The 13828-nt window shown below is 61.5% G+C and carries 13 protein-coding genes; 5 read left to right on the forward strand and 8 right to left on the reverse strand.

Annotated elements, in window-relative coordinates; translation table 11 throughout:
• The first annotated feature begins 17 nt into the window (after positions 1-17).
• The 5 genes from L0U83_RS38625 (at position 18) to L0U83_RS38645 (ending at position 5149) form a co-directional block, all read left to right on the forward strand.
• Positions 18-1757: an IlvD/Edd family dehydratase gene (locus tag L0U83_RS38625; protein WP_233889850.1), complete on the forward strand. Its 1740-nt coding sequence runs from the start codon at positions 18-20 to the stop codon at positions 1755-1757.
• 142 nt (positions 1758-1899) lie between these two features.
• Positions 1900-2637: a GntR family transcriptional regulator gene (locus tag L0U83_RS38630; protein WP_373321194.1), complete on the forward strand. Its 738-nt coding sequence runs from the start codon at positions 1900-1902 to the stop codon at positions 2635-2637.
• Between the two features lie 83 nt (positions 2638-2720).
• A complete protein-coding gene (locus L0U83_RS38635) occupies positions 2721-3530 on the forward strand; it encodes an NAD-dependent epimerase/dehydratase family protein (RefSeq protein ID WP_233889851.1) in 810 nt (269 codons plus the stop codon).
• A 78-nt stretch (positions 3531-3608) separates the two neighbouring features.
• Positions 3609-4685: a lactonase family protein gene (locus L0U83_RS38640; RefSeq protein ID WP_233889852.1), complete on the forward strand. Its 1077-nt coding sequence runs from the start codon at positions 3609-3611 to the stop codon at positions 4683-4685.
• A 65-nt stretch (positions 4686-4750) separates the two neighbouring features.
• Positions 4751-5149, forward strand: coding sequence for a winged helix-turn-helix transcriptional regulator (locus L0U83_RS38645; protein ID WP_233889853.1), 399 nt, complete (start codon positions 4751-4753; stop codon positions 5147-5149).
• A 92-nt stretch (positions 5150-5241) separates the two neighbouring features.
• Here the strand turns inward: L0U83_RS38645 and L0U83_RS38650 are convergent, their stop codons facing one another.
• The 8 genes from L0U83_RS38650 to L0U83_RS38690 form a co-directional block, all read right to left on the reverse strand.
• Complete coding sequence (locus L0U83_RS38650) at positions 5242-6387, reverse strand: DUF3300 domain-containing protein (protein ID WP_233889854.1); 1146 nt, start codon at positions 6385-6387, stop codon at positions 5242-5244.
• A 993-nt stretch (positions 6388-7380) separates the two neighbouring features.
• Positions 7381-8385 (reverse strand): low-specificity L-threonine aldolase, encoded by a 1005-nt coding sequence (gene ltaE, locus L0U83_RS38660; RefSeq protein ID WP_233889855.1) that lies wholly within the window; start codon positions 8383-8385, stop codon positions 7381-7383.
• A gap of 90 nt (positions 8386-8475) precedes the next feature.
• Positions 8476-9378 carry an NAD(P)-dependent oxidoreductase gene (locus L0U83_RS38665; protein WP_233889856.1) on the reverse strand — a complete coding sequence of 301 codons (903 nt, stop codon included), beginning with the start codon at positions 9376-9378 and terminating at the stop codon, positions 8476-8478.
• Positions 9379-9411: 33 nt separating this feature from the next.
• Positions 9412-10566, reverse strand: a complete 1155-nt coding sequence (locus L0U83_RS38670; RefSeq protein WP_233890014.1) for an iron-containing alcohol dehydrogenase — start codon at positions 10564-10566, stop codon at positions 9412-9414.
• Positions 10567-10654: 88 nt separating this feature from the next.
• The gene (locus tag L0U83_RS38675) at positions 10655-11839 is read right to left on the reverse strand and encodes a M20 aminoacylase family protein (protein ID WP_233889857.1); all 1185 of its coding nucleotides are present in this window, start codon (positions 11837-11839) and stop codon (positions 10655-10657) included.
• A gap of 21 nt (positions 11840-11860) precedes the next feature.
• Positions 11861-12172 (reverse strand): NIPSNAP family protein, encoded by a 312-nt coding sequence (locus L0U83_RS38680; protein WP_233889858.1) that lies wholly within the window; start codon positions 12170-12172, stop codon positions 11861-11863.
• Between the two features lie 76 nt (positions 12173-12248).
• Complete coding sequence (locus L0U83_RS38685) at positions 12249-12938, reverse strand: SRPBCC family protein (RefSeq protein WP_233889859.1); 690 nt, start codon at positions 12936-12938, stop codon at positions 12249-12251.
• Positions 12935-13828, reverse strand: a complete 894-nt coding sequence (locus L0U83_RS38690; protein WP_233889860.1) for an NAD(P)-dependent oxidoreductase — start codon at positions 13826-13828, stop codon at positions 12935-12937. Before L0U83_RS38690 ends, L0U83_RS38685 begins: the two co-directional genes overlap by 4 nt.

Consider the following 13828-nt stretch of genomic DNA (forward strand, 5'->3'; position numbering starts at 1 on the left):
ATCTCATCGATGACATTATGGACAAGAAATCAGAGCAATCAGGACTGAAGAAAGGGCTCACCAACTACGGTGACGAAGGCTTTTCGCTGTTCTTGCGCAAGGCCTTCATCAAAGGGGCGGGCTACACCGACGACGCGCTGTCGCGGCCTATCGTCGGCATCGCGAACACAGGCAGCGGCTATAACCCGTGCCACGGCAACGCACCGCAACTGATCGAGGCGGTCAAACGCGGCGTGATGCTCGCGGGCGGCCTGCCCATCGAGTTTCCGACGATCTCGATCGCGGAGAGCTTCTCCCACCCGACGAGCATGTATCTGCGCAATCTGATGTCGATGGACACCGAAGAGATGATCCGCGCGCAGCCAATGGACGCGGTCGTGCTGATCGGCGGCTGCGACAAGACGGTGCCGGCGCAACTGATGGGCGCAGCGGCGGCCGGTGTGCCGGCGATCCAGCTCGTCACGGGCGCGATGCTCACTGGCTCTCACCGCGGCGAACGCGTGGGCGCCTGCACCGATTGCCGCCGGTTCTGGGCGAGATTCCGCGGCGAGGAAATCGAGGCGCACGAAATCGACGAAGTGAACAACCAGCTCGTCCCGACGGTCGGCACCTGCTCGGTCATGGGCACAGCGAGCACGATGGCCTGCATTGCCGAGGCGCTTGGCATCATGCTGCCGGGCGGCGCGAGCGCCCCCGCCGTCACGGCGGACCGCATCCGCATCGCGGAGCGCACCGGCGCGACAGCGGTCGCCATGATCGGGCAGCAGCTCACACCCGAGCGCATCCTCACGCCAGACGCGTTCGAAAACGCGCTGCGCGTGCTGCTCGCAATCGGCGGGTCGACCAACGGCATCATCCATCTCACGGCGATTGCCGGGCGGCTAGGCGTGCAGATCGATCTCGGCGAAGTCGACCGCATGGCCCGCGAAACGCCGGTGCTCGTCGATCTGAAGCCATCGGGCAAGCACTACATGGAAGACCTGCACAAGGCCGGTGGTCTCACTACGGTGCTGCGCGAACTCAGGCCGCTCCTGCATCTGGACACCCTGACGGTCACCGGCAGAACGCTTGGCGAAGAACTCGATGCGGCGCCTGCAAGCTTCGCCCAGGAGGTGGTGCGCTCATTCGACAAGCCGATTTATCCGCAAGGCGGCGTTGCCGTGCTGCACGGCAACCTGGCGCCGGGCGGCGCGATCATCAAGCAGTCGGCGGCCAATCCCGTGTTGATGGAGCACGAGGCGCGCGCCGTGGTATTCGAGAACGCGGAGGACCTCGCCCGGCGCATCGACGATCCCGAACTCGATGTCGAGGCCGACGACGTGCTCGTGCTCAAGGGAATCGGCCCGATTGGCGCGCCGGGCATGCCGGAAGCGGGCTACATTCCGATCCCGAAGAAGCTGGCGAAGCTCGGCGTCAAGGACATGGTGCGCGTGTCGGACGGCCGCATGAGCGGCACGGCGGCAGGCACGATCGTGCTGCACGTGACGCCCGAGTCCGCGATCGGCGGCCCGCTTGCACTCGTACAGAACGGCGACCGGATTCGCCTGAGCGTCGCGAATCGCTCGATCGATGTGCTCGTGAGCGAGGAGGAACTCGCGCGGCGCGCGCAGAAACTGGCGCCCCGCACGCAGGATCCGGCGGCGCGCGGCTACCGCAAACTGTTCCTCACCTCGATTACGCAAGCGGACCAGGGCTGCGACTTCGACTTCCTCGCGGCCGCGGAAATGACAGCGAAAGTGCCGAAGCCACGAGGTTGAAGACGTAATGCGACTCCACCATCGATTGCGCGGTGCGGCGCGCACCGTTGGCGCGCTGCGAGCGAGAATCCGTGGGCAGAATTGCCGATATACTGCTCGCCTCCTGCGAGTTCACCCGGGTTTCGTAACCGAATCTGCTGACATGAAAAGCATCTCTACTCCCCAGAAAACCCGTGCGCAAACGCAGCCTGCCGTGCGCGACCGCGATATCGACATGAACGTTGCGCGCGTCTCCGACACGCTCGAAGAGGAGATCGTGCTTGGCGTGCTGCATCCGCGCGAACGGCTCGTGGAAGACGAACTGTGCGAGCGCTTCGCGCTCAAGCGCCACGTAGCGCGCCTCGTGCTCGCCGAGCTCGAGCAGCGCGGTCTCATCGAACGCCGCAAGAACGTGGGCGCGCTCGTGAAGTCGTACTCGCCGCGCGAAGTGATGGAGCTGTATTCGGTTCGCGAAATACTCGAGACGAATGCGGCGCAACGCATCGCGCTGCCAGTCGCGCCTGAGCAACTGGCCGAGCTTGTCGAAATCCAGAAGGCGCACGATACGGCCGCGCAAGCCGGCAACCTCCGCGACGTGTTCCGCGCGAATATGGATTTTCACCACGCACTGTTTGCGCTTTCCGACAATCAGGCGCTGACCGAGGCGATTCGCGAGTACGAGCGGCGCACGCATCCCATTCGTTCGGCGTCGCTGCTATTTCCGCACTACCTCGAAAAGGCGCGTACCGAGCACCACGCGATGCTCGAAGCGCTCGCAGGCGAGGACCAGCTCAAACTAGTCGAGCTGTGCCGTGAGCATCTGGTCCCCGCGCGCGACGCTTACCTCGAGGCCTATCACCGCCGCAACGCCGCAACCGTCGGCGCGAAAGAGAAGCAATAGGGCTCGCGGCAACCGATCTTCAAGTTTGCGTTGCGCTGTTGAGAAACGGATCGCAGCAACGTCATTGAGTCAGGAGAATTGATATGAAGCGAGTGTTGATTACCGGATCGGCCGGGCACATCGGCCGCGTGTTGCGAGAGGGACTGAAGAGCCGCTACCCGCTCATCAGGCTTGCCGACATCGCGGCACAAGCGCCCGCGCAAGCCGGCGAGGAAATCGTGAAGGTTGACATTACCGACCCGGCTCAGCTCGCGCATGCGATGGAAGGCATCGACTGTGTCGTTCACCTCGCCGGTATCGCCGATGAAGACACGTGGGAGCGTATCCACCGGATGAACATCGAAGGCTGCTACAACGTCTTCGAAGCGGCCCGCGTTGCCGGCGTGAAGCGCGTCATCTTTGCAAGCTCGAATCACGCAGTGGGGTTTCACCGCCGCGACCGCATGATCGACGATCAGGTCACACCCCGGCCCGACAGCCGGTACGGCGTCTCGAAGGTTTTCGGCGAGGCGGTCGGGCGACTCTATGCCGACAAGTACGGGCTTTCGGTCGCCTGCCTGCGTATTGGGTCATTCCGCCCAGACGACAAACCCACCGCGCCGCGCCACCTCTACACCTGGATCAGTCATCGCGACACGGTCCAGCTTGTGCAGCGCGCAATCGACCACCCGGACTATCACTTCGTTGTCGCCTACGGTGTCTCCAACAATGCGCGCAATCGTTGGGACAACTCGAACGCGCGCCTGCTTGGCTACCGGCCTCAGGACGATGCAGAGCGCTATGCAAGCGAGATCGTCTCGACAGGCGCGCAGGAAGATGAGCGCGAAGCGCTCTTCCATGGCGGCTTCGGCTGTCTCGTGGAATTCGCCGGCACGGTAGAAGAGATCGACTGATAGCGGGCGAATGGATTCGCGCTATCTGCTGTTATCGGGTGGTTGCCGGCGGCCACTCATACATAGAGCGTCAAGGACATGCTGGAAAACTGCATCGCACTAGTCTCGAACTCCGAAGACGCCGACATTTCGACCTATGGGTTCGGCGCTTCAGCACCCACCTTGCGCGCGGGCGAACGGCATCGGGTCGGCGCGCACGTCATGCCGCTCGCGATCAGCGCCGACCGGCAAACCGTTTTCGCGGCCACGCGCGGCGCCGCGCCATCGCTCGTGAAATGCACGCTCGACACGCTCGCCGGCCGTCTTACGACGGACTATCGGGTTGCAATCGATGCGAGTCTCGTTGCGCTCGCGGTCGATCGCACAGGCCGCTTCCTGTTCGGCGCGGCATACGGCAGCCATGAAGTCGTTGTGTATAGCGTCGCACGCCTCGATCGCGGCGATCCAAAGCCAGTGCAAACGCTGCGCGGCGTGCGCAATGCACACTCGGTGGTCGTGACGGACGATAATCGCTTCGCCTATGTCACGTCGCTGGCAAACGACGAAATCCTGTGCTGTTCGATCAACGAGAACACGGCACAACCGCTTGGCATGATCGAGACGGTAACGCTCGACCGAGGCTTCGGCCCGCGTCATATGCGTCTTTCGCCGGACGGTAATTGGCTCTACGTCCTGAGCGAATTTCGTGCGACCGTCGCCGTGTTTCGACGCGTTGGCGATAGCGGAAAGCTGATGCTTCACAGTGTATCTGCGCGACCCCATGCACTTGCGCACATGTTCGATGGCTTTGTGCGCCCGCCAGCTACCGATCCCCAACCCGATCCCGCGGCTCTCACGTCGCTGATCTGGGCCGCCGACATTCACGTACGCCCCGACGGACAATTCGTCTACATTTCGGAGCGCACGACTAACCGAATTTTCGCTTTGCATGTCACGCCCAACGGAGCACTCGAGCAAGCTGGCGCCTTCGAAACGGAGGCACAACCTCGTGGTTTCTCCATCGACCCTTCCGGCCGCTTTCTTCTTGTATGCGGAGAAAGATCCACGCAAGTCTCTCTTTACGGGATCGATGCGAAGTCTGGCGCGCTGACACCGCACTCACGCACTCGCGGAGGCAGCGGCGCGAATTGGGTTGAGATCGTGCGTTGCGACTAGAACGCGACACCGCGTACAACCGCTGACAGCGGCAATGAACGCATGCACATAAGGGGCTGAAAGCTTTGCGATACGCCACGGAAACACATTGCCACGACACGTATCTCGCGGATAGCAATCCCCGGCAGAAAGCCGACGCTCTCGCGCGGGCGCTGATCGAACAGATTGCCGACAAGTGGACCATTCTTGTGATCGACGCACTGGGCACGCGCGGCAAGATGCGCTTTTCAGAGCTACGCGACGGGATTTCCGGGATCAGCCCGAAAATGCTGACGAAAACGTTGCGCCAACTCGAGCGTACCGGCCTCCTTACACGCTACGTTCATCCGGTCATACCGCCACACGTCGACTACACGCTAACTCCGCTTGGCCGGAGCCTCCTGGAGAAGATCTGCGGAATGTGGGACTGGGTCGAAACGCACATGGAAGAGCTCGAGCAGGCGCGGCAACGATTCGCATCGTAGTCCTCTTTGATCTCACAGCCGTTCGCTCGCGCGTTGAACTGCCAGCGCGGATGTGGCAGCAACGATCTCATGGAACGATTTCACGATTCGCGCTATCCGCGGCCGCTTCCGCCATGCGCACCCGCGCCCGAATCGCCGCCCCCGAAATGTCCCATGGCGCTCAAGCCTGAACGTCCTGCGCCGAATGCCGCGTGGCCGAAGCCTGTCTGATGGACGCCCCCAAAGCGGCCACGACCGGCCCCCAATATCGCGTGGGGTTGCACGCCCGCCTGCAAGGGCGCCGAACGAATAGGCGTGGTCGGCCCGACGAAAGATTCGTGCCCGGAGTACACGCCATGTTCGCCGGATGGTCCATGCTGGCCATACAGGCCGTGGTCACCGAAAGATCCCTGCTGGCCCAATGAATCCATGGGATGATTGAAACTGTCGCGGCCATGCAACTCACGCTCGACGTCCGCGAGACTGCGATCGTGCCACACATATGGGCTGTGATGGAACGTCACCGTCCGGCGATGCCAGTCCGGACTCCAGTGGTGCCAACCCCATCCGTAGCCACCGGAGTACCCCAATTCGCATCCAGTACCGAACACGATCCCCGGGCCGCCCAGGTAGAGGCTCGTGTACGGATACCAGCCTGGCCATGCCGCCACCGGCGCGCCATAGACGAGCGATGGGTCGTATTCGGGCACGTACACGACGTCGGGTGCGGCCGGCGCGATGCTGATCAGGTCCCCGTCGGACGTGACCGTTTGCTGTGCGTTGGCCTGAAGGTTGCCCGCCGCCCGCGCCCGCTGACGCAACGCCTGTATGGCGGCCATCACCTGCTGCGGCTGGCTCAGGTATGCATCGCCAAGCGACGATGTCCAGACCACGTTCTCATCCATGTTACTCAACACCGCCGGAAATTCGGTGAGCGCCTTGACGCTGGCATCCCAGTACTGCTGATCCACCTGGGCGGCCAGTTCGTCGCCTTTCAGTTGCGAATGCGTTTGCATCCAGCGGTTCGCCGAGACCACCTCCGCGAGGTGAGTTGCTGCCGCAAGGATCTGTGCAACCAGCGTATCGGGATACAGCGCAATGGGCGCGACGAGTTGTTGCAACTCATCGGGGCTGCGTTGCAAGGCGGTGGATGACGACATCGGCGCCGGATTGTCCTGGTCCGCAAACGCATGGCCCACTACTCCGTAGGCGATGCACGGAGACACGAGGAATAAAACGATCCGTTTGGGCAACTTCATGATCTGATCTCGAAATACAGTCCGGTAAGTCCACTATAGGTGAGCGTCCTGTCGGAGAACTGGACTTTCGATGACGACTTGGTCATCTGCTCCCTATAACGCGAATGCGAGTGGCTCGCAGGGCGAATCACTCGTAACGCGGAAAAAGACACACAGGTGCTTTGACGTGGACGTTCTGATTCCCGCAGGGCTTTCCCGCGTAGTCGACCAGAACTTTCGTCGACGCAAGATTGTGTGAGCGGGCACCAAGCGCGTGCGCTTCGCTCGCGCATGCACTCAGAGAAGTTGAAAGCATCAGGGCAAATAAGAGTCGCTTCATGGCAATCGTTGTCACTGGCAGGAGAAGTCATTTGCGCTGCTCGGACACGTCTGCGGCAATCAACGGACTGGGTCTGCTCACCAGAGGCGAAGAGCGCACCGCCAAACAGTTCGCGTTACATGCATTCTGCAACTCTATTTCCGACTGCAATCTGTCTCCCCGATTACAAATTCGTCATTCTTAATCGCATATGTGAGAACGTTACAGATTCGATGCACACACAACTATTGCCGTCATTTCAATTTTCAATTGGACACGACGTGGCAGCGTTCGTCTGATTGATCTGCGTTTTGAGACGTGGATAACGATGCGAAAAAGTGCACGACCCTCTCGTACTTCTACAAGGTCGACGCTGATTACGGCACCCGTCTTTCAGGTGCAACGCATGCCGATTTACCCCGTGTGAAAACGCTTTCCTCACAACGTTCGGATAACTAACAATCAGAATGAATTGGCGGCAGTCTGGGCCGCCTGGCCAGATTGAACGGCGCTTTATTTGCGGCGCTGTTCGGACGGGCCGATCTGGTGCCGTAACTCGGCGCGCGCGGAGCGAATCCCGAGCATGTCGACGCGCTCGGGAGCACTGCAATACAGGTCGCAGCACAGCAAGGCAACGTGTCGACTATCGCTGCACTTGAGAAGGCCAGACCTACGGCCCGAAGTACGCGTGACCTTTAGCGCGCGAAATAGCGCTTCACGGCGTCGACAAACGTATCGATATCGGCGCGCGTGACGTCCCGGTGCGTGACAAAGCGCGATGCGTACAACATCTGCGTCAGGATACCGCGCTCCTTGAGCCACATCTCAAGTGCTGCGCAATGTGTCTCGGGAATCTGCACGAACACCATGTTGGTCGCCTGCGACTGCACGCGCATCTCTTCGACTTCCCCAAGCTCGCGCGCAAGATACTCGGCGTTCCTGTGATCCTCGTCGAGGCGCTCGACATTGTGCTGCAGCGCATAAAGGCAGGCTGCCGCCAGAACGCCCGACTGGCGCATGCCGCCGCCGAGCATCTTGCGCCAGCGACGCGAACGCTCGATGAGCGCACCGCTGCCCACAAGCACCGAACCGACCGGCGCTGCCAGTCCTTTCGAAAAACAGATCGAGATCGAATCGAAAGGCGCACCCAACTCGGCGAGCGGCCGTCCCGACTCGATGGCCGCGTTGAACACGCGTGCGCCGTCCAGGTGCGTCGCCAGTCCCCTGCTCTTCGCAAGCGCAGTGGCTTGCATCACGTATTCCTGCGGGAGCACCTTGCCGCCAATCGTGTTCTCGAGCGCCAGCAGGCGCGTGCGCGCGAAATGATCGTCGATTGGCTTGATCGCGGCGACTATCTTGTCGATGGGCAGGGTGCCGTCAGTTGCATTCTCAATCGGCTGCGGCTGAATGCTGCCCAGCACCGCCGCGCCACCGCCTTCGTACTTGTATGTGTGAGCGAGTTGGCCGACGAGGTACTCGTCACCGCGCTCGCAATGCGCCATCAGCGCGGCGAGATTGGCCTGCGTGCCGCTTGGAAAGAACAGGCCCGCTTCCTTGCCGGCGCGTTCGGCGACGGCGGTCTGAAGGCGCAGGACGGACGGGTCGTCGCCCCACACGTCGTCGCCAGTTTCGGCAGCACTCATGGCAGCCAGCATCGCCGTGCTGGGACGAGTGACGGTATCACTACGCAGGTCAATCATTTGAAATTCCTTTGAAACATCGCAATCGTGCGTCGCGGAGCGCAGAGCAACTGCGCCGCGACCCTTTCGACACCGACGGCCGGTGTGCGGTCAGACGCCCTCGGGCATACGGCCGAGCCCCGCATCCAGTTGTGCGCAGAGGCCAACCGCGGCCCAGTCATGCTCCGCGCCATAGCCCTGCGCGCGCAACGTGACGAAGCGATCGTGAACAAGGTTGGCAAGGGGCATCGGGACGCCAAGTGCCTCCGCGGCAGCCATGATCAGACGATTGTCTTTCTGACCGAGAGGCAGTGCGAATGCGGCTGGTTGAAATTGGCGTTTTGCGATCAACGATCCGTAAATCCTGAAAGCTGGTGAGTTAAAGGGCGTATTGGTCAGCAATTCGACGAGGTGCGACGGTTCGATGCCCGCCTTTGCAGCGACCGCGCACGCCTCCCCAAGCATTTCGATAATGCCGGAGAGCATGAAATTGCCAATCAGCTTCACCAGATTAGCGTGAGACGGGTCGGTGCCAACAATCCCCACCGACTGGCCGAGCTGTTCGAGCAATGGCACTGCGACCTTCAGATGCTCGTCTGCGCCGGCCGCCATGATGAAGAGCTTGCGCGCCGCTGCCGCGTCGGGCCTGCCGAATACGGGAGCCGAAACGAACCCGAACCCTGCCTGGCGATGAAAATCGGCAAGCTCGCGCGCTGCAGCCACGCTGATCGTGCTCATCGAGATATGTATGGCACCAGGCCGCATTCCCGACGCAATGCCAGTCTCGCCGCGAGTGACGGCGGTGAGCGCCGCATCGTCGGCCACCATGGAAAACACGACATCCGCCAACCAGGCTGCCTGCGCAGGCGAGGCCGCCACATTTGCTCCGGCCTGACGCAACGACTCGGTGCGCTCGGGACTCCTGTTAAATACGTGCACGTCATGCCCGGATTCGACGAGATTCTTTGCAATCGCTGAGCCCATCGATCCAAGGCCAATAAATCCAATTCTCATGACAATTCCAGTAATCGGTTAAACGTGGCAGCTTTACGCCGCGAGCTGATAGACACGTCGGCTTACTTCTGGAGTGATATCTCCGTGTTCTCCCAGCGCCGTCATGCCGTGCTCCATCAGCTTGGCGATCAAGGGCTCGAGCGAACTGCCGTCAATCTGGTAATCGCTCAAGTGCGTCTTGACGGTCATACGTTCAAAGAACTCACGCGTCGCGCCAATCGCCGCGGTGATGCGGTCGTCCTCACTCCCATCCCTGATATTCCAGACACGCTCGGCGTATTGAAGCAGCTTGTACCGCTTCTCCTCCCTGCGCACCTCGAGCATGGCAGGCAGCACGATTGCCAGCGTTTGCGCGTGGTCGAGCCCGTGAAGCGCGGTGATTTCGTGACCCAGCATGTGCGTGGCCCAGTCTTGCGGCACGCCCGCCCCGATCAGCCCGTTCAGTGCAAGCGTGGCCGCCCACATGACATTGGCTCGCACGTCGTAGTCGTGGGGATTCGCCATGGCTTCTGGGCCCACCTCCTTCAACGTGAGCAACAGACCTTCGGCAAAGCGATCCTGCACCTTCGCTTGAACCGGATAGGTAAGGTATTGCTCGACGACGTGGACAAATGCGTCCACCACGCCGTTCGCGATCTGCCTCGGCGGCAGCGAAAAGGTCGTCGTCGGGTCGAGCACTGAAAAACGCGGATAGGTCGCATCGCTGCGAAACGGCAGCTTGTCCCCTTTCGCGCGATGGCTGATCACGCCTCCGTTGTTCATTTCGGAGCCTGTGGCCGGCAGCGTCAAGACACAACCGAACGGCACCGCATCGTGCACCGGTACCTGCTTCGCAAGGATGTCCCAGGCCTCGCCGTCGAATTTGAGCGCCGCCGCGATGAATTTCGTTCCGTCGATGACCGATCCGCCGCCCACCGCGAGCAGGAAATCGACCTTTTTTTCGCGGGCAAGCGCGACGGCTTTCATGAGTGTTTCATACGTGGGGTTCGGCTCGATACCTTCGAATACGAAGTGCTTTCGTTCACCGAGTGCGTCTTCCACTTCCTCGAGGACTCCGTTGCGTTTGATGCTGCCGCCACCACTCGTAATCAGCACGGTTGCGTCGCGCGGGATCTCCGCGTCGAGCGCAGCAATCTGGCCTTCGCCAAAGATGATTCTCGTGGGGTTGTGGTAAGTAAAATGTTCCATTGATTCACTGATCCTTAAATCGATTTGACTGCTTGCATGCGCCGAGCGGCGATTACAGGGGGCAACGCGAGTGGTGGGTCCTTTTCCTTCATGCCGCATCGGCAAACGCCTTTACGACGTTGACCCAATACGCCGCGCCGATGGCAAGCGCGTCGTCGTTGAAGTCGTAATAGGGGTTGTGGAGGGGCGCACTCGCGGTTTCGCCATCTACGCCAATCCAGATGTATGCGCCCGGCTTCTCCCGCGCCATATACGCGAAGTCTTCCGACGCCATTGACGGCTGGCAGCCGAAGACCACGGATTCGTTGCCAACGGTCCTGCGCGCGGCGCAGAGAGCGACCCGTGTGGCACGTGCTGCGTTGACGGTCGCCGGGTAGCCTTCGTGGTACACGAAGGATGCGCGCGCGCCGTGTGCCGTGGCGGTCGTCGTGCTGATTTCCTCCAGCAAAGCGCAGATCTTCGCCTGAACTTCGCTCGACAGGCAGCGAACGGTACCGCGTATCACGGCACGATCGGGCAGGACGTTCCACGACTCGCCGCCATGGATCTGTGTGACACTGACCACGGCGGACTCTTTAGGCGACAACCGCCGGCTCACAATCGATTGAAGCGCGACGACAATGTGGCTCGCACAAACGAGCGCATCGATTCCCTCCTCCGGCATCGCGGCATGCGAACCCTTGCCTGCAACGTTAATCTCGAACGTGTCGAAGGACGCCATCATCGCCGAGTCGTTGATTGCGAATGCGCCCAATGGCAGTCCGGGCCAGTTGTGCATTCCGAAGACGGCATCGCAAGGGAAGCGCTCGAACAAGCCATCCTCGATCATTACCTTGCCGCCACCCGCCACTTCCTCGGCTGGCTGGAAGATCAGGTGAACCGTGCCGCTCCAGTCCTCGTCGCGCTTGAGCAGCGCCGCGGCGCCCAGTAGCATCGCCGTGTGACCGTCGTGCCCACACGCGTGCATCTTGCCGGGATTGCGCGATCGATGAGCATAGTCGTTGAGTTCGATCATCGGCAGCGCATCCATGTCTGCCCGCAACGCGAGCGCGGGGCCGTTGCCGCGTTCAAGCGTGCCGACCACGCCTGTTTTGCCGACTCTTTCGGACACGTCGTAACCGAGATCCCGCAACACCGATGCCACCAGCGTCGCAGTCGATACTTCCTCGAACGCCGTTTCGGGGTGCGCGTGCAATTTTTGCCGCCACGATTTCATGTCGGCGACCAGATCGGCATCAACCACCGTTTCATTTGTATCAACTATGAATGTCATGATGTGCTCATCCCCGTGTGTTCACACTGCCGGACTAAACGGCGCCGGCGCGAGAAACACCGACTCTTGATGCACGAGATAAGGCAACATGCGCGGCGTAAATGCCAGCCACTCTGGATCGCATGCGAGTTTTGAACGTTGCTCGGCGCGATGCGCGTAACTGTCGTAAGCCCAGCAGAACACAACGGAGTTCAGCGTGCCTGACTCCTTTGTCCAGCACCCTTGCAGTCGCGCATACAGCGAGATGATGTGGAGTCCATTGCGTTCATAAAAGGTGAGAAATTCGGCGACCTTACCGGGCACAATCTGGTATGTGCGCATTTCAACCAACATGTTTAATTCTCCTGAAAGACGCGAGCGGGCTGGGGGCGTGCCAACATCGCGCGTTCACGTCACGCTCGCGACCTGCTCAAAACCCGTGTGCGAGTACGAAGCCGATCACCAGACCGGCCACACCAGCCGCCACGCCCGTCACAACGTAATTCGCCCACGCTGTACGGGGCGTGCTCGTAGTACTCGACCCAACGCCGCTGCGCGGATCCGCACACGCTGTAGTGGTCGTTCGTGCTTGTTCGACGGCAGCGGCGTCGTGCGACGCCGCAGGCAACGCGGCCATCCCGTCAAGCGCTGGGTATTGGACCGATGAGTCCCTCACGGCGCCTTGTTCGATGTGCGCGCGAAACGCGTCGAAAAACGCTTCGAGTTGCCTCGCCGCGGCCGACTGGATCAGGCGAGCGCCAACGCTCATCAATTTCCCTCCCACTTCGACATCGGCATCGTAGATCAGCAGCGTCGCGTCGCCCTGCGCCTCCAGCCTCACGCGTGCATTGACCTTCGCGAAGCCCGCCGCGCCCGCATTTCCGTGGCCGATAATCGTATAGGCATGCGGCGGCTCCAGATCGGTCAGTTCGACGGCACCGCGAAAGGTCGCGCTTACCGGCCCGACTCGCGCTTGCACTTTCGCTTCGAAATGACGTTCATCGACCATGTGCAGCGACTCGCAGCCGGGAAGCACGGCCTCCAGAACGCGTGGATCATTCAGTGCCGCCCAGACCGCAGCCGGGCGCACAGGCAGCATGCACATGTCGGTCAACTTCATTTGAGCGGCTCCGTGTCATACATTCTGGACAGCGCATGGGTTCCCGAGCGCGCGTGGCCGGCGTCGGCGAGACGCCGGAACATCGAGCGTACGAGTTCCAGGCCCGGCAATTCCCGCCCCATCAGTGCCGCTTCCTCGGCCGCTATGCGCATGTCCTTGATGAAGTGTTCGATCATGAAGCCCGGTGCATAGTCCCCACGCACGATGCGCGGCCCGAGATTGTTCAACTGGAAGCTACCCGCGGCACCGCCGCCGATCGAGTTGAGGACCGTCTGTGGATCGAGCCCTGCGCGTGCCGCGTACGCAAGACCCTCGCAAACGCCGAGGAGCGTCGAAGCGATCACAATCTGATTGCACAGCTTGGTGTGCTGGCCTGCACCCGGGCCGCCTTGCAGCACGACATTCGCACCCAGGTGGCGCAGGATCGGCTCGACGCGCGCCAGCGTCTCGGCCCTTCCGCCAACCATGATTGCGAGGCGGCCATCGCGCGCGCCGACGTCTCCGCCAGATACGGGTGCGTCGAGCACTTCGACACCGCGCGCGGCGCCTTTGCCGGCAATCTCGCGCGCCAGTGCGGGGCTGGAAGTCGTCATATCGACCAGCACCGTGCCCGGCCGCGCGTGCTCAATCAAACCATCGCTACCGAGGTACAGCGCGCGCACATCATCAGGCATGCCAACGATTGTCACGACGACGTCGGATGCCACCGCAACGGAGCCCGGTGTGTCGTGCCATTGAGCGCCGGACGCCACAAGCGGCTCGGCCTTCTCACGTGAACGGTTGTACAGATGCAGCGAATAGCCCGCCGCGATCAGCCTGCTAGCCATCGCGCCACCCATGATGCCGAGGCCGATGAATCCAACAGCCGGCAATGTCACGCCTTCTTTCAT

It is taken from the genome of Paraburkholderia flagellata, from assembly GCF_021390645.1.
Classification (GTDB): domain Bacteria; phylum Pseudomonadota; class Gammaproteobacteria; order Burkholderiales; family Burkholderiaceae; genus Paraburkholderia; species Paraburkholderia flagellata.

Coding starts and splice junctions, on each gene's coding strand:
- L0U83_RS38685 (WP_233889859.1), bottom strand. CDS start 12,938: ATGAAGTTGACCGACATGTGCATGCTGCCTGTGCGCCCGGCTGCGGTC.
- L0U83_RS38630 (WP_373321194.1), top strand. CDS start 1,900: ATGAAAAGCATCTCTACTCCCCAGAAAACCCGTGCGCAAACGCAGCCT.
- L0U83_RS38680 (WP_233889858.1), bottom strand. CDS start 12,172: ATGTTGGTTGAAATGCGCACATACCAGATTGTGCCCGGTAAGGTCGCC.
- L0U83_RS38635 (WP_233889851.1), top strand. CDS start 2,721: ATGAAGCGAGTGTTGATTACCGGATCGGCCGGGCACATCGGCCGCGTG.
- L0U83_RS38650 (WP_233889854.1), bottom strand. CDS start 6,387: ATGAAGTTGCCCAAACGGATCGTTTTATTCCTCGTGTCTCCGTGCATC.
- L0U83_RS38675 (WP_233889857.1), bottom strand. CDS start 11,839: ATGACATTCATAGTTGATACAAATGAAACGGTGGTTGATGCCGATCTG.
- L0U83_RS38690 (WP_233889860.1), bottom strand. CDS start 13,828: ATGAAAGAAGGCGTGACATTGCCGGCTGTTGGATTCATCGGCCTCGGC.
- L0U83_RS38640 (WP_233889852.1), top strand. CDS start 3,609: ATGCTGGAAAACTGCATCGCACTAGTCTCGAACTCCGAAGACGCCGAC.
- ltaE (WP_233889855.1), bottom strand. CDS start 8,385: ATGATTGACCTGCGTAGTGATACCGTCACTCGTCCCAGCACGGCGATG.
- L0U83_RS38665 (WP_233889856.1), bottom strand. CDS start 9,378: ATGAGAATTGGATTTATTGGCCTTGGATCGATGGGCTCAGCGATTGCA.
- L0U83_RS38625 (WP_233889850.1), top strand. CDS start 18: ATGGACAAGAAATCAGAGCAATCAGGACTGAAGAAAGGGCTCACCAAC.
- L0U83_RS38670 (WP_233890014.1), bottom strand. CDS start 10,566: ATGGAACATTTTACTTACCACAACCCCACGAGAATCATCTTTGGCGAA.